The organism is Vulgatibacter sp. (assembly GCF_041687135.1).
Taxonomy (GTDB): Bacteria; Myxococcota; Myxococcia; order Myxococcales; family Vulgatibacteraceae; genus JAWLCN01.
Genome location: NZ_JAWLCN010000013.1, coordinates 43,666 through 69,965 on the forward strand (window position 1 = coordinate 43,666; position 26,300 = coordinate 69,965).

A 26,300-nucleotide genomic window follows, 5' to 3' on the forward strand; every position below is an offset into this window, starting at 1 on the left:
CCGGGGAGGGGGCAGCGGCGTCCGTGTTCCTGGCTAGTGGACCTGGAGCCAGTAGGGGTCGACCGTCGACGAATCCGAGGACTCGCTGACGACGAGGTAGTACGTGCCCGCCGCCGGGGCGACGAAGGCGAGGCGCGCGCAGTCGCCGACGCCCGAGTCGTCGTCGGAGACGAGCGCGGTCGTAGCAACGCCGTCGTAGATGGCGAGCATCGTGTCGCTCACCGCGGGGGTGGTGGCGGTGCACGCGCCCCAGGTGCCGGAGAAGGTCTCGAACTGGAAGACGTCGCCGGCAGCGGCAGCGGTGAAGCTGTAGTAGTCGAGGTCGCCGGCGCTGTCGATCGAACCCGAGTAGACGCCGCTGGCAGCAAGGGCCACCGCGGACGAGGTGCCGCCGTTCGGCTCGGTCTCGGCGACCGTTTCGACCGTGCAGGTGGCACTGCAGCCGTCGCCGGCGGTGGTGTTGCCGTCGTCGCATTCCTCGGTGCCGTCGGCGAAGCCGTCGCCGCAGGTAATGCTGCGGCAACCGCCGGTGGCAGGGCAGGCGTAGCCGTTGGTGATCGAAGTGCAGTTCGCGTTGCAGCCACCTGCGGACGTGTTGTTGCCGTCGTCGCAAGCCTCGCCGGCGCCGACCAGGCTGTCGCCGCAGAGGTTGCTGCTGCAGGGCTGGCCTTCGGTCTCGCAGGTGAAGCCAGTCTCGATCTGGCAGACGTCGCTGCAGCCGTCGCCGGGGGCGAAGCCGCCGTCGTCGCAGGTCTCGTTCCTGCCCACGACGCCGTCACCGCAGACCGTCTCAGCGTACATGGTGAGCTCGAAGGGGCCGATGGGCGACAGCGCCTTGGAGGAGGCGACGATGGTCATCGTCCCGCCGGGGCCGATGGTGGCGCCGACGCGGCTCGCGCCGCTGTCACCGAAGTCGTCGTCTGCCGCGAGGCAGCCCGCGATGGTGGGAGCGCCGGAGACGGCCCCGTCGTAGAGGAAGAGGTAGCCGTCGCCCCACCAGCTGCCGGTGACGTCGAACTTCACCGGGCGCGCGGTCGGGTTGGTGATCTCGAAGGTGGCGTACGGCCAGACCGAGGTGGTGTCGGCATTGGCGGCGCAGCCGTTGCCGGCGCCTTCCTCGGGGCGGTTGTAGGTCGGCGAGTTGTTGTCGAGCACGCCGGCGATCACCACCGAGCGGCCCGCCTCCGGCACCCACCAGGGCGCGGGCTGGCAGGAGCTGCTGCAGCCGTCGCCGTCCTCGCGGTTGCCGTCGTCGCAGAGCTCGATGCCCAACCAGACGAAGCCGTCGCCGCAGGTGGGGATCTCGCAGCTGGTCAGGCAGTTGTCCGTATCGATATCGTTGCCGTCGTCGCACTTCTCGTCGACGGTGTGGCGGAAGCCGTCGCCGCAGAACGAGGGCTGGCAGCCGCCCATCTCCAGGGTCGCCGTGGGGCCGCTCGGGCAGTCGTCGTTGGCGAAGGTGTTCCCGTCGTCGCAGGTCTCGCCGGGCTGGAGATGCCCGTCGCCGCACATGGCGGGGAAGCACGCGGTGGTGCACTCGTCCGTATCGATGTCGTTGCCGTCGTCGCAGGCCTCGAAGCCGATTCGCACCACGCCGTCGCCGCAGCGCGCTGCCTCGCAGGAGTTGCGGCAGGCGTCCTGGTCGTCGTCGTCGCCGTCGTCGCACTCCTCGTCCTCTGCGTGGGCGAAGCCGTCGCCGCAGAAGGAGGGCTGGCAGCCACCCAGCTCCACCGTGGCGGTGGGGCCGGACGGGCAGTCGTCGGTCGGGTCGTCGTTGCCGTCGTCGCAGACCTCGAACCCTTCGCGGATGAAGCCGTCTCCGCAGCGGGCAGGCTGGCAGTTGGTCGGGCAGGCGTCGGTGTCGTCGTCGTTGCCGTCGTCGCACGCCTCGCCCGCCTGGAGGATCCCGTCGCCGCAGGTGGGCAGCTGGCAGGCGTTGGTGCACTCGTCGTCGTCGACGTCGTTGCCGTCGTCGCAGGTCTCGACGTCCTTCTGGACGTATTCGTCACCGCAGGTGGCGATCTTGCAGTCGCGGACGCAGCCATCGGAGTTGTCCCGGTTGCCGTCGTCGCACTCCTCGACGCCTTCCTTCACGTAGCCGTCGCCACAGTAGGCGACCGTGCAGTCGGAGAGGCAATCGTCGGTGTCGTCGTCGTTGCCGTCGTCGCAATCCTCGCCGGCGTCGAGGCGGCCGTTGCCGCAGAGCTCGACACTTCCGCCGGTCCCGCCGGTGCCACCGGTTCCACCCGTACCGCCGGTCGCACCGGTCCCGCCGGTTCCGCCCGTACCCTCCCCGTCACCGCCGCCACCACCACAGCCACCGAGCGCGAGCCCTGCGGCCAGAACGACTGCCATCGTCCACCGTGTCACGTGGTACCCCTCCGTCTGCTGCATGAATGCGTCGCGCGATTGTAGAAGGTGCCTGCAACTGCAAGCAAGCAGGCGGGCGGTGGGGAACGGCGAAAGTTCGTGCCGCGGCGCGTTGCGCACCTTGGGGTACAGGCGCGTTTGCGCCAGGTGAAAGGTCCTACGGCGTGCAGGCAGGAACGAGAGACGCCCTCCCGCGCGGTGGCGGGAGGGCGTGTGCGTGACGGCGCGGCGGATCAGCCGCCGCCTCGTGCATCGCTACTCGATCCGCATGAGCTCCATCGTTGCGTCGTCGTAGGACCAGAGGACGTTGGCGACAGGATCGAAGCCGAGGCCGTAGTCGGACGTACCGGTGCCATAGCTGAAGTGTTGGCCGACGTAGGCAGCGCTGGCGGGCGAGCAGACGTAGTGCGCCTCCTCGTCGCTCTCCTTGCGGTAGAGCACGTCGGCGATTCCATCCGCGTCGAGGTCACGAACGTGGACCGCCATGTTGGTGGTGTTGCCGGGGAGACCGGTGGCCAGCTCGGTGATCGTCCCATCGCCGCGGTCGATGCGAATGACCGCATAGTTCGTGCCCGAGGTGCCCTGCCGGCAGGTCGTGTAGAAGTATGAGGCGTCCACAGCGAGGCCGCTGCAGTAGGTGTAGGAACCCTGCCCGAACTCACGGACGAGATCGGCCGTGACCGGAACCGTCCCGGTGGTCGGCGCCGCCCATATCTGGGTGGCGACGGTGCTGGAGGACTCTCCGGTCAGCATGAAGAGCGTGCCGCCGTGGGCCGCCATGCTGTGGATGTCGTCCTCCGGCTCCACAGGGAAGCTGACGAAATCCTGGACATTCCAGGTGGTGCCGCCGTCGGTGCTGATCCGATAGACGTGACCGGTGGTACCGGAGGTCACGCTGTTGGTCGTGTAGACGTTCTGTCCGTCGACCAGCAGGTCGTAGCCGAGGTGATCGGAGCCGATGCCCGCGGCCAGGTGGACGTTCTGCGCTCCGTTGCCACCCTTCGCGAAGCGGAAGAGGGACGAGGTTCCGCCAACGTAGACCCAGCCGTTCGGATCCGAATCCGCGACGACGTAGTATTCGGAGGTGAAGCTGCCGATGAGTCCGGTCGAGACGCGCGTTGCGGTCGTGCCGACCACGCCACCGGTACCCGGGCTGCAAGATGCCGCGGGGACGCCCACGGTCCAGCTCGCTGCTGCGACAGGGCTGCCGCACAGCGTATCGGAGAGGCCGGACCAGCCGATCGAGAGCTGCTCGCCAGCCGGGAAGCTGATCCCGGGGGCGATCGTGAGGGTCCTTCCGTCGCTCGAGAGCGTGACCTCGGGTGCCGGCAGCGTGTAGGTCAGGCTGGTGCCCAGCGTACCCGTAATCGTGACCGATCCGGTTGCTGCGTTGATCGGCCAGTCGAAGGTGGCCTGGAACGTCGGGGTGGGGGACGAGGTGAACCCGCCATCCCGAGGCGAGAGGGTGACGCCGGGCGTGTGGCTGGCGCAGTTCGTCTCGCTCACCTGCATGACGAGCGGATTGCTGAGCGGCTCGGTCCCCGAGGTGCTGTCCACGAGGTAGATGAAGTAGCTGCTGCCGGCGCTCACGGGGAAGTCGAAGCGCAGCGCCGTGGCGGTGTACTCCGATGCGCAAACGAGCTCGGGGGAGATCGAACCGCACGTTCCGTCGCTCACCACCGCGTGCCAGCGGTTGCTGGCGGGCTTGTCGATCACGATCTCGACCGCGCCGTTGATCGCCGAATCGTACTGGAGGACGACGTCGCCGCCATCGGGGGCATAGCTCGCGCCGCACGAGGGGGAGCTCGTTACGTACTCGAGCATCGTCGCCGTATTCGACACGATGTTGATGCCCGCATAGATCTCCGCAGGATCCAGGCAGTTCTCGCCGGCTGCGGGGGTGGCGCAGGTTCCGGCGCTGCAGACCTGGCCCGCCATGCAGGCTGCGCCGCACGCGCCGCAGTTGGCCGCGTCGTTCATGAGATCGACTTCGCAGCCATTGGCGACGAGTGTGTCGCAGTTGTCGAAGCCTGCGTCGCACTGCCCCAGGCCGCACGCCCCTGCGATGCAGCTTGCCGTGCCGTTGTCGGGCGCCTCGCAGGCATTGCCGCAGGCGCCGCAGTGGTCGACCGCTGTTGCGAGCGTGGTCTCGCAACCGTTCGTTCCCGAGCTTGCGAGGTCGGCGTCGCAGTCGCCATAGCCAGTGAGGCAGACGTTGTCGCACGAGCCGGTAGCGCAAACCGCCGCGGCGTTACCTGCTGCGTCGCAGGTGGTACCGCAGGCGCCGCAGTTGGCGGGGTCCCGCTGGCTCGAGGTGCAGGACCCGCCACACGTGTCCATTCCCTCGGCACAGGTGCCGGCGCAGGCACCCCCGCTGCAGACCTCACCCGGCGAGCAGGCGTTGCCGCAGGCGCCGCAGTTGAGCGGGTCGGTGCCGGTGTTGGTGCACTGGCCCTCGCAGAGGTCCGCTGCGAAATCGCCGCAGGTCGGGACGCAGCTCCCCGCTTCGCAGATCTCGCCATCGCCGCAAGCCGTGCCGCAGGCGCCGCAGTTGTTCCGGTCGCCCTGGAGGTCGCGGCAGGTTTCGTCGCACTCCGAGAGACCGCTCGCACAGTGCAGTTCGCAGGCGCCGGTCACACACCGCTCGTCGGCTGCACAGCTGTTGCCGCAGCTGCCGCAGTGGTCCCGATCCGTCTCGAGAATCCGGCAGGTGCCATCGCACTCCGTCTGGCCGGCAGCGCAGGTGGTCGCGCACGCGCCGTCGACGCAGACCTCGCCGGCGGCGCACGTCGTGCCGCACGCGCCGCAATGCTGCCGTGTTTCCTCGAGGCTGAAGCAGCCACCGTCGCAATCCTCCTGGCCCGCGGGGCAGCTCGTGAGGCAGGCGCCGTCGGCGCAGACCTCGCCGGCGCCGCATGCAATCCCGCATGCGCCGCAGTGATCGGCATCGGTGTCCAACGTGGTGCAGGCGCCGTCGCAAAGCTCCTGGCCTGCGGGACACGCGGTGGCACAGCTAGCCTCGACGCAAGTCTCTCCGACGCCGCAGCTGTTGCCGCAAGCGCCGCAGTTGTCGTCCGAGGTCTGCAGGTCGAAGCAGCCGCCGCCACATTCGTCCTGCTCCGCGGGGCAGCTCAGCACACACACACCGGCAGCGCAGGCTTCCTCGTCGCCGCAGGCGACGTCGCAGCCGCCGCAGTGCCGCGGATCGGTCTGGGTATCGACGCAGCCGGCGCCGCAGAGGAGTTCCTCCTCCCCGCAAATCGGGGGGCCGGCTACCGGATCCTTTTTCTCTTCGTTCCCGCCACAGGCGGCAAGGCCAAGCACGAGCGCCATCGCGCTCATCGTCAGTCGCCAGATCATGACGTTCCTTCTCTTCGCTGGGGCCGCCTCGCAGCTCGGCTGCCGGGCGAAGGTGGGACCCGCAGGGCCCCACCTTCCGCCGCCAGAGGCGGCCGCCTGCGCTACTGGATGCGGATGAAGTCGAGGCTGTCGTCGTCGTACGCCCAGAGCGTGTTCGCTACCGGATCGAACCCGAGCCCGTAGTTGCTGGTGCCGGAGCCGAAGACGTAGTGGAGGTCGACGTACGGAGAAGCGCCGCCGAGGTCGCAGACGAAGCGGCCCTGCTCGACGTCTTCCTTGCGGTAGATGAAGTCGGCGATGCCGTCGGCATTGCCATCGGCTGCGTAGAGCGCCATCGCGACGGTGCTTCCGGGAAGATTCACCGCCAGCTCGGTCACGGCTCCGGTCAGGCGATCGATGCGAAGCACCGCGTAGTCGTCGCCCGTGGTGCCGCGACGGCAGTTCACGTAGTAGGAGGCCGAATCCACGCCGATACCCGAGCAGTTCGTATAGGAGCCGGCCCCGAACTCGACCTCGAGCACGGCAGTGTCCGGCAGCACGGCTGCAGCAGAATCGATCGACCAGATCTGGGTGTCGACGCTGGAGGTTCCCTCGTGGGTGAGGAGGAAGATTCGGCCGCCGTATGCACCCGCGCTCCGGAAGTCGTCGGCGGGCGCGGTCAGGAACGATGCCATGTCCTGGATGCTCCAGGTCGATCCGCCATCCGAGCTGATCCGGAAGAGGTGACCGTCGGTGCCGCTGGTCTTGCTCTCGACCGTGTAGATGTTCTGGCCGTCGATCAACATCGCATAGCCCAGGTTGCTGCTGGCCAGGCCCGCGAGGTCGTAGACGTTCTGGGTCATGCCGCCAGCCTTGGGCTTCCGATAGAGCGTCGTCGCCCCACCGAGGTAGACGTAACCGTTGGCATCGCCGTCGGATGCCACGTAGTACTCGGTCGGACCGCTCACGAGGTTCTCCAGCGGTACCCGGGTGACGGAGCTTCCGACCATGCCGCCGCTGCCGGGGCTGCAGGGGGTGACGGGGAGGGTGAAGCTCCACGTCGGCGCAGGGGCCGCCGCCCTGCAGCGGCTGTCCACCAGGCCCGTCCAGCTGACGGTGACCTGTTCGCCGGACGCGAACGCGGTGCCGGGCTGGATGGTCATCAGCAGTCCGTTGCTGGAGACCGTCACGTTGGGCGAGGGCAGAGAGAAGCTGAGGTTGGTCCCCAGGGTTCCGGTGAGGTTGATCGTGCCGGTGTCGGCCGCCATCGGCAGGTCGAAGGTCACCTCGATGAGCGGGTTGAGCGTGTTGAGCGTCGCGCCGTTTGCGGGCGAGAGGACCGTCGCCGCCGGGGCAGGCCGCAACGAGCAGTCGAACTCGTCGACGAGCACCTGGAGCGGATTGCTCAGGGGGGCGGTGCCGGAGCTGGTGTCGACAACGTGGACGAAATAGCTGGTACCAGCGGTGGCGTTGAAGGTGCCGCCCATGCTCGACGGGGCCCAGTCGGAGATGCACGCAAGCTGCGGCGTCAGCGTTCCGCAGGCCGCATCGCTCACCACCGCGACCCAGCGGGTGTTGGTGGGCTTGTCGGTGAAGGTGAGCCCGACCTCGCCGCTGAAGGTCGCGTCGTAGCGCAGCACGATGTCGGGGCCGTCCGTGGTGCCGAAAGCGACGCAGCTCGGCGTGCTGGTGAGATAGTCGTTCTGGATCGCGCCCCAATTGATTGTGTTGGCCCCGCTGGTGAGGACGATCGGGTTCGAGCAATTTTCCCCGGGGCCGGGATCCGCGCAGGTTCCCGCGGCGCAGTACTGGGTGGGCCCGCAGGTGATTCCGCAACCACCGCAATTGGCGACATCATTGTTGATGTCTGCCTCGCAGCCGTTGTCGAGCACGCCGTCACAATCTACGAAGCCGGTATCGCACTGCGCGATGCTGCAGCTGCCGTTGGTACACGCAGCGGTTCCATTGGCGGGCAGGCCGCAGGCGTTGTCGCAAGCGCCGCAATGCTGCAGATCGGTGTCGAGGACGGCCTCGCACCCATCGGATCCCGAGGTTGCGAGGTCGGAGTTGCAGTCGGCATAGCCGACCGAGCAGATGCTCGCGCACGAGCCGCCGGTGCAGACCGGATTCGCGTTGGCGAGGGCGGGGCAGCTGGTTCCACAGGTGCCGCAGTTCGTCGGGTCGTTCGCGAGCGAGGTGCAGCTGCCGCCGCACACGTCGAGGGCCTCGGCGCAGGTTTCGGCACAGGCGCCGGCGCTGCATACCTCACCAGCGTCGCAGCCGACGCCGCAGGCGCCGCAATTCTGCGCGTCGGTCTGGAGGTTGGTGCACGCTCCCTCGCAGAGATCCTGTGCGAACCCGGCGCAGGTCGCCTCGCAGCTACCCTCGACACAGGCCTCGCCATCATCGCATGCGATGCCGCATGAACCGCAGTTCGTGCGATCGCTCGTGAGGTCCCGGCAGGCACCGTCGCATTCGGACAGGCCATCGGCACAAACGAGCTCGCAGGAGCCCGTCACGCAGAGCTCGTCGTTGCCGCAAACGTTGCCGCAGGCGCCGCAGTTCTCACGATCGGTATCGAGGAAGCGGCACGCTCCATCGCACTCGGTGAAGCCCGCGAGGCAGGAAGTGGCGCAGGCGCCATCGACACAGACCTCGCCCGAGGGGCAGGTGCTGCCGCAACCACCGCAGTTCGTGCCCGAGGACTCGAGGTTGTAGCAGCCGCCTTCGCAGACTGCCTGCCCGGTGGGGCACTCCGGCTCGCACGAACCAGCGGAGCAGACCTCGCCCGCCGCGCATACGGTGCCGCACGCGCCGCAGTTGTCGGGGGCGGTGTCGAGGACGACGCAGGAACCGTCGCAGAAGGCCTGGCCGGTCGGGCACTCGGGTTCGCAGGCGCCGGCGGTGCAGGTCTCGCCCGTTGCGCAAGCGTTTCCGCAAGCGCCGCAGTGCGCCCGTTCGCTCTGCAGGTCGAAGCAACTACCGTCGCAATCGACCTGGGAACCGGGACAGCTCAGTTCGCAGGAGCCGGCGACGCAAAGTTCACCGTCGCCGCAGACATTGCCGCATGCACCGCAGTGGCGCTCGTCGGTCGTGGTGTCGACGCAGGAGAGTCCGCAGAGCGTATCGGTCTCCGCGCATCTTGGTGTCCGATCGACTGGGGCCGATCCCTCTTCGGTTCCGCCGCACGCGGCGAGCCCGAGTACGAGCGCAGCAGCGCCCAGCAACACGCGCCAGTTCATGCCGTTCCTTCCGTCCGGATGTCGTGGGTGTCGCGGCGCGCTACGCAGCCGCGGAAAGAGCCTGCGCGGTGCGCTGGCCGATCCACGGTGGTGCCGTGCCACGGTCTACCCCCCTCAATGTGGTTGGTGCGGGGGCATTGTATGGGGACAAACAAATTCGCTGCAAGTCATAGCGGTGCTGCACTGCGGCATGGCCGTGCCGGAGGGCCGCTCTTCGAATGTCGTGAGCTGCAGGAACGCCGACGCCCTCCTGCACGGTGGCAGGAGGGCGTCGGTCTAGCTCACTTGCTGAAGGGAGGCGTTACGGCGCCCGCACCGCCTGGAGCACGTAAGTCACGGTGCTCGGGACCGTGGAACCCGCGGTGCTGCCGGTCGGATCGACGAAGATGTAGATCGTCTTACCGGCCTCGAGCGTGGTCGTAAACGTGTCGCTCGTCGACGCCACGCAGGCGAGGTCGTTCCCGGAGAAGGACGGGCAGATGTCGTTCGCGTAGATCGTCGCCGAGAAGGAGCTCGTCTCGGTGAACGTATACGTTCCGTCCGTCGGCGCGGTGAAGGAGTAGACCGCGTCGTTGTAGCCGCCGGTCGCGTCGCAGCTGCCCTGGTAGGTGGGGGTCATGCTGGTCAGGTTGCCGGCGTGCTCCCAGGTGTTGGGTGCGGTCGAGCTGTTGAGCGCGATCAGGTCGTAGGGGGCGTTGCAGGTGTCGCCGACGCGGTAGCAGAAGTTGCTGCATCCGTCGTTGTCGACGGTGTTGCCGTCGTCGCATTCCTCGCCCGATTCGACCGTGCCGTTGCCGCACGTCGAGGCGACGCAGGTGCCGCCGACGCAGTCGGCGCCCTCGTCGCAGCGATCCGCAGCACCGGTGACGTCGCAGGCCCCGCCCACCGCGACCGTCGGGAGGACGGTACCGGTGAGGGTGTAGCCGCGGACGCTGCTGGCGGTGGTGGTCTCGCTGTCGACCCAGACGTAGACGGTGTCGTTCGCCCCCAGGTAGAAGGAGAGCGTCTGCGCCGTCGCGTCGTCGGCGTTGGCGCTGCAGGCGATGCGGGTGTTCCGCGTGTCGCAGCTGCTGGCGATGTCGAGCACGAGATCCACGCTGCTGCTGTTGGCGAGGCTCAAGGTCCAGTGCTCGCCGTGGGTGCCGTTGCCGCTCACCGCATAGACCACGTCGCGGTAGTCGCCGGTGGCGGTGATCGAGCCGTAGCAGGACGGGTTGCGATCCTGGCCGTACTGGTTCAGATCGCCGCTCGCGGCGAAACCGGTGGGGCTCGGGTTGGTGTCGGCGAGGCGCAGGTCGAAGGGCGCGTTGCAGTTCTCGCCACGGACGAAGCAGTTGTTGCTGCAGGCGTCGTGGTCGTTCTGGTTGCCGTCGTCGCATTCCTCGCCGCCGTTGGGCTCGGGGACGCCGTTGCCGCAGACGGTGGCGACGCAGACGTTGGCGGTCTGGTCGCAGACCCCACCGAAGGCGCAGACGCTGGTGACGCCGGCAGGATCGCAGGCGCCGCCGAGGTCGACGATGGCCTGGACCGAGCCCACGAGGGTGAAGGTCCCCTCGTTGACGGTGGTCGTGCCGTAGCCGTCGACCACCACGTACACGGTCTGGCCCTGCTGGAGCTCCATCGTCACTGCGTCGACAGCACCGGCGCTGCCGGTCTCCACGCATGCCAGCTCGGTGGTCGGGTCGCCGCAGGTGCTCATCACCCCGAGCGCGGTGTCGAAGCTGCCCGACACCTCGAAGCGGTAGTTGCCGCGGACCGGCGCGGTGTACTCGAAGAAGCGATCGCCGTTCTTGCTGGAGAGCGTGCAGTCGAGATCGTAGTCGGCGCCGATGCCCAGCGTGGTGCTGCTCACCGTGAAGCCGTGGGTGACGGGGTCGCCGGTGACGAGCCAGGGAGCGGCGCAGGTGTCGCCCTCGATCTGGCAGGTCGCGCTGCAGCCGTCACCGTCGACGGTGTTGGCGTCGTCGCAGCGCTCGGGCAGATCGACGAAGCCGTCGCCGCAGCTGACCGTGCGGCAGGCGCTCCCCGCGGTGGGGCAGGCGTAGCCCGCCTCGATCTGGCAGATCGCGCTGCAGCCATCGCCGGCGACGGCGTTTCCGTCGTCGCAGGTCTCGCGGCCGGTGGCGTCGAGGGCGCCGTTGCCGCAGGTCGCCGTGCAGACGAGACTGGTGGCGTCGCAGGACGAGCCGACCGCACAGAGCTCGGTCGTGGTGCTGTCGCAGGTGCTGCCCACGGCGAGGAGGGGCGTCGAGGCGCCGGCGAGGGTGAAGGTGCCCTCGTTCAGCGTCGAGTCGCTCCAGCCGTCGACGAGGAGGTAGACCGTCTCGCCTGCGTGGAGGCGGATGGTGAGGACCTCGTCGACGCCGTCGCCGTTGTCGTCCTCGCAGGCGAGGTTGGACGTCGGGGCGCCGCAGACCGTCTGCACGGAGAGCGTCGGATCGAAGGCCGCCTCGCCGGAGAGGGTGAAGGTCCAGAGTGCATCGGTGGGCGAAGTGAAGGCGTAGACGAGATCGCCGTTGCGTCCGGAGGGCGTGCAGCCCGCCTGGTAGTTGGCACCCTGTCCCACGGTGCTGCCGTGGAGCAGGACGGTGCCGTCCTGGCGGACCGGCAGAACGGTGCCGTCGGCGCACGTGTCGCCTTCGGGCAGGCAGTTCGCGCTGCAGCCGTCACCGCTCACCAGGTTGCCGTCCTCGCAGAGCTCGCCGGCGTCGAACCAGCCGTCGCCGCAGGCGATCGGATGGCAGAGGCTGCCGCCAGCAGGGCAACCGTAGCCGCTCTCGACCTGGGTGCAGTCCGCGTTGCAGCCGTCGCCGGCGAGCGCGTTGCCGTCGTCGCAGACCTCGTTGCCCGCAGGCTCGATCACCCCGTTGCCGCAGACGGTGCTGGTGCAGGTGAGGGTGGTGGCGGAGCAGTTGAGGCCCGCATCGCAGACGTTGGCGACGCCGCTCGGATCGCAGCTGCCGCCGTCGCCGACGATGGGGAGGACGGAGCTCGCCATGGTGAAGGTGCCGCCGCGTACGGTGGCGGTGGCGCTGGAGGCGTAGCTGTCGACGACGAGGTAGACGGTCTCGCCGACCCGCAGCTCGAGGGTGACGGTGTCGGTGCCGTTGCTCGTCGCGGTCCCGATCTCGCTGCAGGCGAGCTGGGTGCTCGTCTCGCCGCAGCCGTCGAAGACGGCGAGGGCGGAGTCGTAGCTCGCGGCGGTGATGGTGAAGGTCCAGATGCCGTCGATGGGCGGGCTGAACTGGAAGACGCGATCACGCCCGTAGCGGGTGTTGGCCGAGCAGCCGAGCTCGAAGTTGGGGCTCGCCTGGTTGGTGTCCGAGCTCACCGTGACGTTGTTGCTCGCGTCGGCGGTGAGGACCCAGGGCATGGTGCAGTCGTTGCCTTCGACCCGGCAGGTCGAAGAGCAGCCGTCGCCGTCGGTCACGTTCCCGTCGTCGCAGCCCTCGGTGGAGGAGACGACGCCGTCGCCGCAGGAGGGGATGGTGCAGCCGCTGCCACCGGGGCAGACGTAGCCGCCCTCGATGGTGCAGTCGGCGCTGCAGCCGTCGCCGCCGGAGCTATTGCCGTCGTCGCAGCGCTCGCCGGCGTCGAGGGCATTGTTGCCGCAGAGCCCGGTGGCGACGCAGGTCAGCGTGCCCGCATCGCAAGTGGATCCGAGCGGGCAGGGGCTGGTGGCCCCGGCGGTGTCGCAGGTCGCGCCGACGGCGACGGTGGAGACCGAGGTGCCGACGAGGGTGAAGCTGCCTTCGTTGTCGGTGCTGTTTCCGTAGCCGTCGACCAGCAGGTAGACGGTCTCGTTCGCAGCGAGGGTGACGCTGACCGTGTCGCCGCCCCCGGTGCTGCCGGTCTCGGCGCAGGCGAGGTTGCTCGCCTCGACGCCGCACGCAGCCTGGACCGCGAGGGCGCTGTCGAAGGTCGCGCTCTCGATGGTGAAGGTCCACCGGGCGGCCGAGGGCGCGGTGAAGGCGTAGACGAGATCGCCGTTGCGGCCGGTGATCGCGCAGCCTGCCTGGTAGTCGGAGCCGACGAGGCCATCGGTGTTGCTGAAGATCCGGACGGTTCCATCGGAGCGGACGGGCAGCTGCGCCACGTTGGCGCAGGTGTCGCCCTCGACCTGGCAGGTGGAGCTGCAGCCGTCGCCGGAGAACGGGTTGCCGTCCTCGCAGAGCTCACCGGCGTCGACGATGTCGTCGCCGCAGACGATCGGCCTGCAGGGGAAGCCGACGCTCTCGCAGACGAAGCCGGCCTCCGCGGCGCAGGTGGGCGAGCAGCCGTCCGACGCGATCACGTTGCCGTCGTCGCAGGCCTCGCCGTTGCCGAGGAGCGAGTCGCCGCAGACGTTCGGGAAGCAGGTGCCGGCGGCGTTGCAGCTGTAGCCCGGCTCGAGGACGCAGCCGATGTTGCAGCCGTCGCCGTTGACGGCGTTGCCGTCGTCGCACTGCTCGGCGGGGCTGGTCGTGCCGTCGCCGCAGATCGGTGCGGTGGAGATCTCCAGGTCGTAGGCCCCGATGTACGGGGTGGAGGTCAGGTAGGCGGAGACCACGACGACCTTCGTCTCGCCGGGGGCCACCGGGATCGACGGGAGCTCGGCGGCGGTGCCGTTGTCACCGTCGACGCAGTTGGTGGTCGGGGCGGCGGGATCGAAGGGCGGGGTGTAGACGTGGATCACGCCCTGGCCCGTGGCCCAGGCGCTCCGCAGGGTGATGGTCTTGGTCAGCGGGCCGTCGTTCACCACGCGGTGGATCTCGTAGGGCAGGCCGAGCCGCGTGGTCGAGGGGCTGCAGTTCGCGTTCGGCACGTCGCGGATCGGATCGTGCGCGTCGATGTTGCCCTGCAGGGTGATCTTGCCATCCGCAGCGGCGAGGGGCACCGCCTCGACGACGCAGGCTGCGTCGCAGCCGTCGCCCGGGGTGGTGTTGGAGTCGTCGCACTCCTCGGCGCCGTGCCGGAGGAAGCCGTCGCCGCAGAACGCGGTGGCGCAGCTGGCGGGGCAGGCATCGTGGTCGTTGGCGTTGCCGTCGTCGCAGGTCTCGACGCCGGCCTGCACGAAACCGTCACCGCAGGTGGCAGCGGCGCAGGTCGAAGGGCAGGCGTCGGTGTCGTCGGTGTTGCCGTCGTCGCAGACCTCGGCCCCCTCGTGGACGATGCCGTCGCCGCAGAATGCGACCGCACAGGCGTTGGTGCAGTCATCGGTGTCGATGTCGTTGCCGTCGTCGCAAGCCTCGACGCCGGCGAGGACGAAGCCGTCGCCGCAGGTGGCGATCTCGCAGGTGGTGGGGCAGAGGTCGCCGTCGTCGGCGTTCCCGTCGTCGCAGGCCTCGACGCCTGCCTGCACGAAACCGTCACCGCAGGTGGCGGTCTGGCAGGTGCCAGGGCAGCCGTCGGTGTCGTCTTCGTTGGCGTCGTCGCAGGTCTCGACACCGGCCTGGACGAAGCCATCGCCGCAGGTGGCGGTCTGGCAGGTGCCCGGGCAACCGTCGGTGTCGTCGGCGTTGGCGTCGTCGCAGGTCTCTACGCCGTCCTGGACGAAGCCGTCGCCGCAGGTGGCGGGAATGCAGCCGGTGCGGCAGGCGTCGGTCTCGACGTCGTTGCCGTCGTCGCAGGGCTCCCCGCTGTCGACGGTGCCGTCGCCGCAGGTGGCCTCCTGGCAGTTGGTGCGGCAGGCGTCGGCTGCGGTGTCGCTGTTGGCAGCGCCGTCGTCGCAGGCCTCGGCGCCTTCCTGCACGAAGCCGTCGCCGCAGCGGGCGGGCTGGCAGGTGGTGGGGCAGAGATCGGTGTCGTCGGTGTTGCCGTCGTCGCAAACCTCGACGCCGGCCTGCACGAAGCCGTCGCCGCAGCGGGCGGCGACGCAGTTGGCGAGGCAGGCGTCGGTCTCGTCGGCGTTTCCGTCGTCGCATTCCTCGACGTCCGCCTGCACGACGCCGTCGCCGCAGGTGGCGGAGACGCAGGTCGAGAGGCAGGCGTCGCTGTCGTCCTCGTTGCCGTCGTCGCAGCCCTCGACGCCGGCGTGGACCACGCCGTCGCCGCAGGTGGCGCTCACGCAGTTGTTGCGGCAGGCGTCGGTGTCGACGTCGTTGCCGTCGTCGCATTCTTCGGAGCCGGCCTGGACGAAGCCGTCGCCGCAGGCGGCGGTCTGGCAGGTGGTGGGGCAGGCGTCGGTGTCGACGTCGTTGCCGTCGTCGCAGGTCTCGACGCCGGCCTGGACCACGCCGTCGCCGCAGGACGCGGCGACGCAGGTGGAGAGGCAGCCGTCGGTGTCGACGTCGTTGCCGTCGTCGCATTCCTCGACGCCGGCCTGGACGATGCCGTCGCCGCACGTGGCGGCGGTGCAGGTGTTGCGACATCCATCCGTGTCGTCGGCGTTGCCGTCGTCGCAGCTTTCGCCTGCTTCGACCTTGCCATTGCCACACACGGGTTCTTCTTCGCTGCCACCACATGCCACGGAGACGAGGCACACGACGGCCAGCGCGAGCCAGCTACTAGACAGCTTCAAGCGATCCCCTCACATCAGCCCCGCAGGGCTCCACTTTCGGTAGGCGAGCGAACGATATGTGAGGTGGTGAAAAAATCGCAACAGATGGTTGACAGGATGCTTGGTGTTCGTTCTATCCGGTTTGAGCTGCAAGCAATTGACGCCCTGCGGCGGGGCTCGGCGTCGTGCATCGAGCACCCTCCGGGCCCGAAGGCAGCGAAGCGCTCCCGATGCGGCGGCGATTGGGGTACGTTCCTGGCTTCCGCTTCGAAGAAACCCGCAGGAGTTCCCCATGTTGCGCCGCTTGCGTCCCTCTGCCCTCGCCCTGGCCCTGTGTCTCGCCGCACCCGGCGCCGTTCAGGCCGCGGAGGCGGGGACGCGGACCACGGTGAAGAAGCAGGACGAGCGGCTGCAGGTGCTGGACGGCCTCGCCAACGAGCTCGCCCGCTCGATGAAGAAGCTCCGGCTCGAGGGGCACGACGCCCCGTACTTCATCTCCTACCAGCTCAAGGACACCCGCTCCCACGGCGTGGTCGCCCGCTACGGCGCCCTCTTCGACGACCGGAGCCAGCGGGAGGCGAAGCTCGCCGTCGACGTCCGGGTTGGGAGCTACGAGCTCGACTCCTCCGAGGGTGACGAGGAGATGCCCTTCTTCCTCGGCGGCGACCAGGGCCCGACCTACCTGGCGCAGAACGACGCGCCGCTCTCGCCCGATCCCCGGGCGCTCCACAACGCGCTCTGGCTCCTCACCGACGAAAAGTACAAGGCGGCGCTCTCGAACTTCCTCAAGCGCAAGGCCTCCGGGGTCTACGCGGCGGAGCAGGAGGAGGAGCGCGCGGTCTCGTTCACGAAGGAGAAGCCGGTCCGCTTCGTCCAGGAGCCGGTGGAGTTCCCCTTCGACAAGCCCCGCTGGCTGGAGGCGGCGAAGACGCTCTCCGGTCTCTTCCGCGACTACCCCGAGATCTTCGACTCGGAGGTGCGCGTCACCGGCGACAAGGTCCTCCGCATCCAGACCAACAGCGAGGGATCCCGGCTCGTCACCGAGGAGACCCTCTACGCCGTCCACGTGCAGGCGGTGACCCGCGCCACCGACGGGCAGCTCCTCGACAACTCGCGGGACTTCTACGCCGCCACCGAGGGCGAGCTGCCCTCCTTCGAGGCGATGCGGGAGGAGACCGGCAAGATGATCGCCGAGCTGCTCGCGCTGCGCACCGCGCCGGTGATCGATCCCTACACCGGCCCCGCCATCCTCGCCCCCGAGGCCACCGGCGTCCTCTTCCACGAGACCATCGGCCACCGCCTCGAGGGCGAGCGGCAGGACGACGACAACGAGGGCCGCACCTTCAAGGGCCAGGTCGGCAACCGGGTGCTGCCGACCTTCCTCTCGGTGGTCGACGACCCCACCGAACGGATCTTCCAGAAGCGCACCCTGAACGGCTTCTACCGCTACGACGACGAGGCGGTGGCGGGGAAGAGGACGACGCTGATCGAGAAGGGCGTGCTCCGGAACTTCCTGCTCTCGCGCAAGCCGGTGAAGGGCTTCACCCACTCGAACGGCCACGGCCGCGCCCAGTCCAACCGCAAGCCGATGGCCCGGATGGCCAACCTCTTCGTCCTCTCCGACAACCAGGTGCCGTACCCCGAGCTGCGCAAGCGCCTGATCGAGGAGGCGAAGCGGCAGGGGAAGCCCTACGCCCTGATCATCCGCGACATCACCGGCGGCAACACCAACACCTCGACCTACGGCTACCAGGCCTTCAAGGGCGTCCCGCGCATGGTCTACCGCGTGGACGTGAAGACCGGCGAGGAGCAGCTGGTGCGTGGCGTGGAGATCGTCGGAACGCCGCTGACGTCGATCAACAAGATCGTCGCCACGGGTGACGAGTTCGGCATCTTCAACGGCTTCTGCGGGGCGGAGTCGGGCTACGTGCCCGTCTCGACCGTGGCGCCGGCTGCGCTGATCACCGAGCTCGAGCTGCAGCGCACGGTGAAGGCGAACGAGCGCTCGCCGATCCTTCCCGGACCGTGGGCGAAGCAGAAGAAGGAGTGAGCCGCGTCCCGTCCGCGGGCTGCATCATGCTCGTCGAGGGCGGCGTCACGATCGTCGAGGTCTGCGAGTAGAGGGCGCGGCCTCCCGCCGGACCGGCGGCGGACCGTGCCCGCCGTGCCGTCACGCGGCGACCTGGGCGAAATCGGAACGCACCGGCTCCCAAACCGCGATCTGCCGCGGCGCCGCGAGCAGCGACGGCAGGCGCTCCCAATAGGCCCTGCGGTGCGCCCGCCCGATCTGCACCTCCTCCACGTCGCGCGCATCCGTCCACGTCTCGTCGAGAGGAAGCGATCGGGATTCGAGGGATCGCGGTGGAGGACGGCGTTTACGAAGTAGCCTCGTTCCGCATCTCGTCGAGCACCGGCGTGAGCAATGCGAGGAACTCCGCGGCGCAACCGGGTCGATGGGCTGATCTGTAAGGGATGTACCCGGTTTGACCCCACGCCTGACCCACCCGGGGGCTATCGCCCAATTGGCCGTCGTGAGAATCTATGCGCATTCAACCGTGGGGGCGGTGATGGCGCGCGTGTTCGGAAAGAAGCGGCGGCGGAGCCGGAAGAAGGGCCAGCAGGATCTGCCGCTGAAGAAGCGCTGCACGCATGGCGGGGAGCGGAAGGGCGCGGGGCGAAAGCGCGTCGCGCCGCGCCCGCAGGTGAAGCACCGCCGCCGGCCCGTGCTCGGCGAGGACCATCCCGTGCTCGTCACCTGGCGGGTGCTCGACCACGTCTGGAGCATGCAGTCGAAGCGGAGTTTCCGCGTGCTGCTCCGTGCCTTCCGGCCTGCGGTGGAGCGCTTCGGCGCGCGGATCACGCACTTCTCGGTGCAGGGCAATCACCTGCATCTCATCATCGAGGCGAGTGGCACGCAGGCGCTCTCGAGCGCGATGCAGGGGCTCGGCGTGCGAATCGCCAAGGGGCTCAACCGGCTGATGGGGCGGGCGGGGAAAGTCTTCGCGGATCGCTTCCATGCGCACGCGCTGGGCTCGCCGACCGAGGCGCGGAACGCGATCGACTACGTGCTCGGCAACACGCGCAGCCACGCCCAGCGACAGGGGCGGGCGGTGACGAGCCACGTGGATCGCTTCGCCGTCTCGCACGAGCAGCTCGGCGACGAGACGGCCTGGTGGCGGACCTTCGACGACGGCAGCCCACCGGTGGCGCCGCCGGCGAGCTGGCTGCTGGAGAAGGGCTGGCGCCGCGCGAAGCCGAGGAGGACGGCCCCCGCCTTCGCCTTCCCGGCGTAGCTTAGCTGGGCGCGCGGCCGGCACGTGCGCAGCGTTCAGCGGCGCGGCAGCGGCGCAAGCAGGTCAGCGCGCCGCGGCGAGGCGGAGCAGGGCGGGATGCACGTCGAGGATGGAGCCGATTCCGTCGACGGCGCCAGCCGCGGTGCCGAAGCCGAGCACCGGGACCTGCGCCAGCGTGTGCTGGCGGATCGAGAGATCCTCCAGGTTGCCGTGGTCGGAGGTGACGAGCAGCCCGTCTCCCTCCCGCAGCCCGGCGACGACGGTGCGGAGGAACTCGTCGAGCTCCGCCAGCGCCAGCTCCGCCGCGTCGAAGTCCTGGGCGTGGCCCGCCTCGTCGGTGCGGAAGAACTCGAACATCACCAGATCGTGCTGCCTTCCCACGTCGAGCAGCACCTCCGCCGCCTCGCGCGGCGCGCGCCGGGGCACGTCGCAGCCCACGCCGATCGGCTGCTCGTTGGTGATGTCGTGGTAGAGCGCTTCGCCCCGCCGCAGATCGTCGAAGGTGCGGAAGGGCTGGCCGCTCGCCTTCACCGCGCAGGTGCTGGCAGACGGGCGGATCCGGCGCGCGGGCACGGGCAGCGGCGGCTCGTACGCCTCGACGCAGCGGTGGGGAAGCCCCAGCGCGTCGAGGTAGAGGCAGCGGTAGGAGTTGGCGTAGGTGCCGCTGCGGCCGAGCGCCGCCAGGTCGCGAAAGAGGCTCCGCTCCGCGATCAGCTGCCGCAGCGCTTCGTTGGGAAAGCCGAGCAGGTGCATGCCGATGTGGGCGGAGGCGTTGACGCCGGTGAGCAGGGTGGTGTGGCCGGTGGCGGATTGGGGCCTGCCCTCGACGCCGAGGCATGCGTCCGCGGCGCCGACGACGCCGCCCCGCGGCAGCTGCGTTCCCGCGCCGTCCGTGAAGTGGGAGAGCAGGGTCTGCGCGCGGGCGAGGGGGTTGCGCCCCGGATCCCTGCTGCCGATCCCCACACCATCCACGAGCACGAACGCGATCACCCGTCTCTCCATCCACCGCGCATGCGGCAATCTCCCCTCGTACCACGATCGCCCCGCAGGTAGAGTGCGGCGCGATGCACGAGCGCGAAGCGTCCGTCCAGCCCCCCACCGAGCAGCAGAGCTCCCGCGCGATCCTCCGCGAGGCCCTCGTCCTCTGGGCGATCTCCTTCGGCGGCCTGGTCGGCACCCGGGTGATCGGATTCGCCATCCCCTGGGTCGGCGCGCAGGTCAAAGCGGTCGCCGCCGCGCTCTTCCTCTATCTCCCCGGCCACGCGATCCGGAAGCGGGGCGAGCTCCTCGACGACTACGCGGTCCCCGACTGGCCGTGGACCTCCTCGTCCGCCGCAGCGCAGTTCAAGCGCGACGCGATCTGGGGCCTCGGCGTCTCGCTCCTGCTCTTCCCGCCCTTCATCCTCGCCTTCTTCGGCTTCCTCGAGCTCCTGCCCCACCTGCCCCGGGAGCTGGCGCAGGCGCTCACGCCCTACCGCGGCCCCGGCGCGGAGATCGCCTTCCGGCTCCCCGAGCGCTTCTGGCTCCACGTCCTCGACCAGTTCCTGGTGGTCGCCCTGCCCGAAGAGTTCTTCTACCGGGGCTACCTGCAGACCCGCCTCGGCCACGCCTGGGGCGAGGGCAAGCGCAAGCTCCTCGGCGTGCCGGTGGGGCCGGCCTTCTGGATGACCCAGGTGCTCTTCGCCGTGGGGCACCTCGGCCAGCTCCACTTCTGGCGCCTGGCCGTCTTCTTCCCCTCGATCCTCTTCGGCTGGCTCCGCGCCCGCACCGGCTCGATCGTGCCGGGGATCATCGTCCACGCGATCTCGAACCTGGTGTTGATGACGCTCGAGGCCTCCGCCTTCGGGCGGTGAGGCCGCCAGAATCAGATTGAGGCGATGTTGATGTCGAGGCTGCGGCCCACCGCCACGGTGCTCGACTCCGGGACCTCGATGAAGCCGCCGCCTGCCTCGGGCTCGGTGGCGAGGATCACCGCCTTGGTTCGCCGGTGGGCGCCGGCTCTGGGATCGTTCGGCCCGCTCATCTCGCAGGGCTCGCAGCTGCCCGCGCCCTCCTGCAGCCGGTAGAAGAGCGGCCGCCCGCGCCGCGCGGCGACGAGGCTCCTGCCGTTGGTGGCGACCAGCGCCAGGGGCGAGGGGCGGGTGAGGCCCTGCTCGCGCTCCAGCCGGTCCACGGTGCGAATCGCATCGCCGAGGCAGCGGGCGAGATCGGAGGCGGGCGCGTTGGGATCGTCGAGGCGGCCGCGCTCCTTGAGGTAGCGGAGGAAGAGCGCGAAGACGTGCTCCCGGTCGGTGGTGGAGCGGATCTGCCGGGAGATGAGATCGGGGAGCTCGGCGAGGAGCTTCTCCCGCGCCTCGGAGAAACCCTCCATCGCCCCGTCCATGGCGAAGAGCCAGCGGCGGAAGCGGAAGGGATCGGTCGCGTCCTCGTCGAAGCGGAAACCCGCCCCCTGTGCCATCGCCACCAGGGCCGGCGAGTGGAGCCCCTTCGTGAGCTCGGCGACGTCGTTGCGGCCCACGTCGCCCGGGCGCTTCGCCACCAGCACCGCGTCGTCGGCGTAGTAGCCGAGGCCGAGGGCGTCCCACGCTCCGAAGTGCACCTGATCCCGGACCCGGTGCACCTGGCAGTGGAGGAGGGTGGGATCGTTGCCCAGGAGGGCGAGGAGGTGTGCCATGGGACCTCGCGCAGAGAAATCTTCCCCCCAAGAATGGCGATGCCCGCTGGCCGGATCCAGCCCGGGCCAAAAAAGAACAGCAGCAATGCGGGTTTGACCCCTCCGGGTGGGGCCCCTACAATCGCGCCCCAACCTTTGACCCCACAGGTGGCCATGGGCGGCGAAATCGCGATCGGCATCGACCTCGGTACCAGCTACTCCTGCGTCAGCATCGTCCGCGACGGGGTCCCGCAGGTGGTCCCCAACGAGTGGGGCGAGACCACCCACGCATCGGTCGCCTCCTTCCTCGAAGACGGCACGGTGGCGGTGGGCAACGCCGCCAAGCGCAACGTCGTCATCAATGCCGAGAACACCGTCTATTCGGCCAAGCGCCTGATCGGCCGCTACTTCTTCTCCGAGGAGGTGAAGAAGGCGCAGGCGATGGTGCCCTATACGATCGTCGAGGGGCCGAACAACTCGGTGCGCATCCAGATCCGCGGCAAGCAGCTCGCCGTGCCGGAGGTCTCCGCCCTCGTCCTCAAGGAGATGAAGGCGATCGTCGAGAACTACCTGGGCGAGCCGGTCACCAAGGCGGTGGTCACCTGCCCGGCGTACTTCAACGACAACCAGCGCCAGGCCACCAAGGACGCGGGCCGCATCGCCGGCCTCGAGGTCCTGCGGATCATCAACGAGCCGACCGCCGCTGCGCTCGCCTACGGCTTCGGCAAGGACATGAACCAGCGGATCGCCGTCTACGACCTGGGCGGCGGCACCTTCGACGTCTCGATCCTCGAGATCGGCAAGGACGTCTTCGAGGTGCTCTCCACCGCAGGCGACACCTACCTCGGCGGCGACGACTTCGACGACCGCGTGGTGCAGTGGCTCGCCGAGGACTTCCTCCGGTCCACCGGCCTCGATCTGCGCCAGAACAAGTGGTGCCTCCAGATGCTCAAGGAGGCTGCCGAGAAGGCGAAGATCGAGTGCGGCCAGCAGGGCTGGGCCGACGTCCACATCCCGGGCATCTGCCAGGACCCCAGCGGCCAGGTGATGAACCTCGACGCCCGCCTCACCACCGAGATCTTCAACCCGATGGTGATGGACCTGGTGCAGCGCACCTTCAAGGTCTGCGACGAGGCGCTCCAGGGCGCCCGCCTCACCGTCAAGGACATCGACGCGGTGATCCTCGTGGGCGGCCCGACCCGGCTGCCGATCATCCGCCAGTCCGTGACCCACTACTTCGGCAGGGAGCCGATGAAGGGGATCGATCCGGACCAGGTGGTGAGCATGGGCGCCGCGCTGCAGGCGAGCGCGCTCCTCGACGCCAACACCTCCACCTACCTGCTCGACGTGACCCCGCTCTCGCTGCGGATCGCCACCGTGGGCGGCTACAGCGAGAAGGTCCTCGAGAAGAACACGCCGGTGCCCATCGAGCGCTCGAAGGTCTTCACCACCTCCCGCGACGGGCAGGAGAAGGTGCGGATCCGGGTGATGCAGGGCGAGGGCAGCCGGGTGGAGGAGTGCGAATCCCTGGGAGAATTCGAGTTCTCCGGTTTTCGCGTGGCCGGTCGCGGTGAGGTGAAGATCGAGGTGGCCTTCGAGATCGATACCAACGGTATCGTGAACGTCGTGGCCACCGACAGCGAGACCGGCAAGCAGGCCACCACCACCATCAGCCTCTCCTCCGGCATGTCCGAGAGCGAGATCGTCGCGTCCGTCGCGGCGAACCAGCAGGTGCAGCTGGCCCGCGGAGGTTGATTTCGGTGAACGAAGCGCTGATCACCTTCGCCATCGAGGCGGAGGCCGTCGCCGGCCTCCTCGATGGCCTCGACTACTTCCAGGTGCTCAAGGTGGAGAAGACCGCCTCCGTCGGGGAGCTGAAGGCGGCCTTCTACCGCGAGTCGCGGCAATACCACCCCGACCGCGTCTTCCACGTGGACGATCCGGCCCTCAAGGCCAACGTCCACAAGGTCTACAAACGGATCACCGAGGCGTGGTCCGTGCTCCGCGACGACGAGAAGCGCAGGAAATACCTCGCCGACGTCTCCGGTCCGCAGCGCGAGCAGAAGCTCCGCTGGACCGAGGAGAGCGAGGTCGAGCGCAAGAAGGCCCGCGAGGAGGAGGTCGGCACCACCCCCAACGGCAGGAAGTTCTTCGCCGCCGGCGTGGTCGCCCTCGACGCCGGCCGCCTCGACGAGGCGGTGCGCAGCTTCAAGGCCGCGCTCATGTACGAGCCGCAGAACCCCCGCTACAAGGAGAAGGCGGAGGAGGCGCAGCGCCGTGCAAGGGGCGGGGCCCCCGCTTGATCCTCGATCTCGTCACCATCGGCCTGATGACCGTGTTCGCGGCGATCGGCGCCATCGACGGCGCGCTGGCGCAGGGCGCGCGGCTCGTCGCCGCCGTGGGCGCGGGGCTCCTCGGCAGGCCTGTCGGCGAGCAGCTCGCCCCCGTGCTCGTCGCCTATACCGGCCTCCCGGAGAAGATCGCCTCACCGATCGCCGTGGCCGTGACCTGCGTGCTCCTCTACCTGCTCCTGCACTTCGTCGGCAGGCGCATCGCCCGCGGCCTCACCCGCAACCACGACGTGCGCGCGGTGGATCGCGGCGTCGGCGCCTTCTTCGGCGCGCTGCAGGCGGCGGTGATCGCGTGGGTGTTCCTGTCGATCCTGGTGGGCGTCGAGGAGAAGGTCCGCCTGCCCCTGGGCGGCGAATCGAGCCTCGCCGCGTCGCTGGCAAGGGAGCACAACTTCTTCGCAGCCCTCCGCGGCGCGGAGGACGAGAGCAGCGCCGCGGCCCGGAAGAGCGCAGCGCCCACGGCGGCGGTCGAGCCCGCGGCGGTGGCGGAGTAGCGAAAGCGCCGCGGGCGCTCTCGTGCCGCGGCGGCTGCCGTGCCGACGAACGCCCAGCCTGCCTCGCGGCCCGTGCAGGCGCCCGCTTCGCTGCTTCCGCCGCCCCGATCGTTGCGTCGCACGCCGTGCAGGCGCGCGCTCCTGAGCCGGGGCAGTCGCCGCCGCGACCGATTCTCATTCAGCTCGTGTCCCGTGCAGGCGCGCCGCGCTCCGCAGCACAGCCGCCCCGATGGAGCCAGTGCCTGGATCGCGACCGGTGCGCGCGGGCGGGCTCCGCGGCCACCATGACCGATGGTAGTGCCAGCCGGCGTCGCGCCTCGTCGTGGTACGCCCGCTCCTCGAGAGGCGGCGCCTCGCGCTCCATCATTGCGTTCGCAGCGGGCGGCTGCGCTACGGCAGGCCGATGCAGGATGTGCACGGTCCTCGCGGCACCAGCCGGCCTACGCTTCATGGGGAAAAAGCTAGGAAAGTCCAGCGAGTGCGCGACCCGGCTGGGGTCTGTCCACCGATCGGCCGTCGTGAGAATCTATGCCCAGTCAACCGTGGGGGCGGTGATGGCGCGGGTGCTCGGAACGAAGCGGCGGCGGAGCCGAAAGAAGGGGCAGCAGGACCTGCCGCTTCAGGAGCGCTTCAAGCACGGCGGGAAGCGGAAGCGGGCGGGGCGGAAGCGCGTCGCGCCGCGGCCGCAGGTGAAGCACCGCCGCCGGCCCGCGCTCGGCGAGGACCACCCGGTGCTCGTCACCTGGCGGGTGCTCGATCACGTCTGGAGTATGCAGTCGAAGAGGAGCTTCCGCGTGCTGCTCCGCGCCTTCCGGCCCGCGGTGGAGCGCTTCGGCGCGCGGATCACGCACTTTTCGGTGCAGGGCAACCACCTGCACCTCATCGTCGAGGCGAACGGTACGCAGGCGCTCTCGAGCGCGATGCAGGGGCTCGGCGTCCGGATCGCCAAGGGGCTCAACCGGCTGATGGGGCGCGCGGGCAAGGTCTTCGTGGATCGCTTCCATGCGCATGCGCTGGGCTCGCCGACCGAGGCGCGCAACGCGATCGACTACGTGCTCGGCAACACGCGCATCCACGCCCAGCGGCAGGGGCGCGCCGTCACGAGCTACGTGGATCGCTTCGCCGTCTCGCACGAGCAGCTCGGCGACGAGACGGCCTGGTGGCGAAGCTTCGACGACGGCAGCCCACCGGTGGCGCCGCCGGCGAGCTGGCTGCTGGAGAAGGGCTGGCGGCTGGCGAAGCCGCGGCGCGCTGCCCCAATCTTCGCGTTCCCCGTCTAGCGGGAGTCTCGCCCGCGCGTTCTCGGTGCTCCCGCGTTCGCGGCGCCTTCACGTTCGCGGCGCCTTCACGTTCGCGGTGCCTCCGCGTTCGCCTTGCCTCCGCGTTCGTGTGCCCCGTGGCGGGCGCATGGTCCCGGCGCTCGTCTCCTCCCGACAGGACTGGGCGCTCTCAGAAATGCATGCCCACGCCGACGTACGGCCCGTCGAGCACGTCGTCGTGGTCTTCGTCGTCGACCAGGCCGTTGTCGTGGAGTTCGAGGTGGCGCCAGCCGCCGCGGAGGTCGAGGGTGGCGAGGTGGAGGGCGAGGCCGGCCTGGGCGTCGACGCGGGTGAAGGGGACCGGCGTGAGCTCGGCCATCAGCTCGGCGTCGACGGGGCCGAAGAGGCCTGCGTCGATCTGCAGCGCCAGGGCGGGGCCGACCCAGGCGTGGCCCTGGGCGAAGATGCCGTCGAGGCCTGCGGCGACGCGGACGTGGCCAGCAGGACCACCCGCCACCTCGAAGCTGGGGAGCAGCGAGGCGATGACCACCGACTCCTGCCACGGCGTGTGCTCGCCTGCCTCCTCCTCGAGCCGCAGCGTGTCGACGTTGGCGGCAAGGCCGAAGCTCTCCCGCTCCGCGTCCAGGCCGACGGCAACGCCGTAGCCGCCGTGGTGGAAGCCCACCTCGGAGTCGACGGCGATCGCTGCGGGGTGGTGCGCCGCCGCGACCTCCGCCTCCGCAGCGGAGGCGGCATGGACGGGAGCGATCAGGGCTGCGGCAAGGACGACGATGCGACGCACGTGGGCTTCCTCTCCGGGG

At 69.5% G+C, this 26,300-nt stretch carries 15 protein-coding genes; 7 read left to right on the top strand and 8 right to left on the bottom strand.

The window, feature by feature from the left end:
• Window positions 1–33 precede the first annotated feature (33 nt).
• The 4 genes from ACESMR_RS21440 to ACESMR_RS21455 all read right to left on the bottom strand — a co-directional run bounded on the left by ACESMR_RS21440 (window position 34) and on the right by ACESMR_RS21455 (window position 15,369).
• Window positions 34–2,355, bottom strand: coding sequence for a DVUA0089 family protein (locus ACESMR_RS21440; protein ID WP_373049173.1), 2,322 nt, complete (start codon window positions 2,353–2,355; stop codon window positions 34–36).
• 270 nt (window positions 2,356–2,625) lie between these two features.
• Window positions 2,626–5,730, bottom strand: coding sequence for an MXAN_6577-like cysteine-rich protein (locus ACESMR_RS21445; protein ID WP_373049174.1), 3,105 nt, complete (start codon window positions 5,728–5,730; stop codon window positions 2,626–2,628).
• A 101-nt stretch (window positions 5,731–5,831) separates the two neighbouring features.
• Window positions 5,832–8,951: an MXAN_6577-like cysteine-rich protein gene (locus tag ACESMR_RS21450; protein WP_373049175.1), complete on the bottom strand. Its 3,120-nt coding sequence runs from the start codon at window positions 8,949–8,951 to the stop codon at window positions 5,832–5,834.
• A 301-nt stretch (window positions 8,952–9,252) separates the two neighbouring features.
• Window positions 9,253–15,369, bottom strand: a complete 6,117-nt coding sequence (locus tag ACESMR_RS21455; RefSeq protein WP_373049176.1) for a DUF4215 domain-containing protein — start codon at window positions 15,367–15,369, stop codon at window positions 9,253–9,255.
• Between the two features lie 352 nt (window positions 15,370–15,721).
• Between ACESMR_RS21455 and ACESMR_RS21460 the strand changes: the two genes are divergently transcribed.
• Window positions 15,722–17,479, top strand: coding sequence for a TldD/PmbA family protein (locus ACESMR_RS21460; RefSeq protein ID WP_373049177.1), 1,758 nt, complete (start codon window positions 15,722–15,724; stop codon window positions 17,477–17,479).
• A 120-nt stretch (window positions 17,480–17,599) separates the two neighbouring features.
• Here ACESMR_RS21460 and ACESMR_RS21465 read toward each other — a convergent pair whose 3' ends face one another.
• Window positions 17,600–17,731 carry a hypothetical protein gene (locus ACESMR_RS21465; RefSeq protein ID WP_373049178.1) on the bottom strand — a complete coding sequence of 44 codons (132 nt, stop codon included), beginning with the start codon at window positions 17,729–17,731 and terminating at the stop codon, window positions 17,600–17,602.
• Between the two features lie 265 nt (window positions 17,732–17,996).
• On the opposite strand from ACESMR_RS21465, the gene ACESMR_RS21470 reads away from it, so the two are divergent.
• On the top strand, window positions 17,997–18,722 hold the full coding sequence (locus tag ACESMR_RS21470; RefSeq protein ID WP_373049179.1) for a transposase: 726 nt from the start codon (window positions 17,997–17,999) through the stop codon (window positions 18,720–18,722).
• 63 nt (window positions 18,723–18,785) lie between these two features.
• Here ACESMR_RS21470 and ACESMR_RS21475 read toward each other — a convergent pair whose 3' ends face one another.
• Window positions 18,786–19,712, bottom strand: coding sequence for a peptidase (locus ACESMR_RS21475; protein WP_373049180.1), 927 nt, complete (start codon window positions 19,710–19,712; stop codon window positions 18,786–18,788).
• 74 nt (window positions 19,713–19,786) lie between these two features.
• On the opposite strand from ACESMR_RS21475, the gene mrtX reads away from it, so the two are divergent.
• Entirely contained in the window at window positions 19,787–20,575 is a 789-nt protein-coding gene (gene mrtX, locus ACESMR_RS21480; protein ID WP_373049181.1) for a myxosortase MrtX, read from the top strand.
• Window positions 20,576–20,586: 11 nt separating this feature from the next.
• Here the strand turns inward: mrtX and ACESMR_RS21485 are convergent, their stop codons facing one another.
• Window positions 20,587–21,396, bottom strand: a complete 810-nt coding sequence (locus ACESMR_RS21485; RefSeq protein WP_373049182.1) for a class II glutamine amidotransferase — start codon at window positions 21,394–21,396, stop codon at window positions 20,587–20,589.
• A gap of 153 nt (window positions 21,397–21,549) precedes the next feature.
• Between ACESMR_RS21485 and dnaK the strand changes: the two genes are divergently transcribed.
• From dnaK to ACESMR_RS21505, 4 genes are all read left to right on the top strand, one after another.
• Window positions 21,550–23,130, top strand: coding sequence for a molecular chaperone DnaK (gene dnaK / locus ACESMR_RS21490; protein WP_373049183.1), 1,581 nt, complete (start codon window positions 21,550–21,552; stop codon window positions 23,128–23,130).
• Between the two features lie 5 nt (window positions 23,131–23,135).
• A complete protein-coding gene (locus tag ACESMR_RS21495; RefSeq protein WP_373049184.1) occupies window positions 23,136–23,678 on the top strand; it encodes a J domain-containing protein in 543 nt (180 codons plus the stop codon).
• Window positions 23,675–24,220, top strand: coding sequence for a CvpA family protein (locus ACESMR_RS21500; protein ID WP_373049185.1), 546 nt, complete (start codon window positions 23,675–23,677; stop codon window positions 24,218–24,220). Before ACESMR_RS21495 ends, ACESMR_RS21500 begins: the two co-directional genes overlap by 4 nt.
• 554 nt (window positions 24,221–24,774) lie before the next feature.
• A complete protein-coding gene (locus ACESMR_RS21505; protein WP_373049186.1) occupies window positions 24,775–25,500 on the top strand; it encodes a transposase in 726 nt (241 codons plus the stop codon).
• Between the two features lie 169 nt (window positions 25,501–25,669).
• Here ACESMR_RS21505 and ACESMR_RS21510 read toward each other — a convergent pair whose 3' ends face one another.
• Window positions 25,670–26,281, bottom strand: coding sequence for a hypothetical protein (locus tag ACESMR_RS21510; protein WP_373049187.1), 612 nt, complete (start codon window positions 26,279–26,281; stop codon window positions 25,670–25,672).
• Window positions 26,282–26,300: the final 19 nt, after the last annotated feature.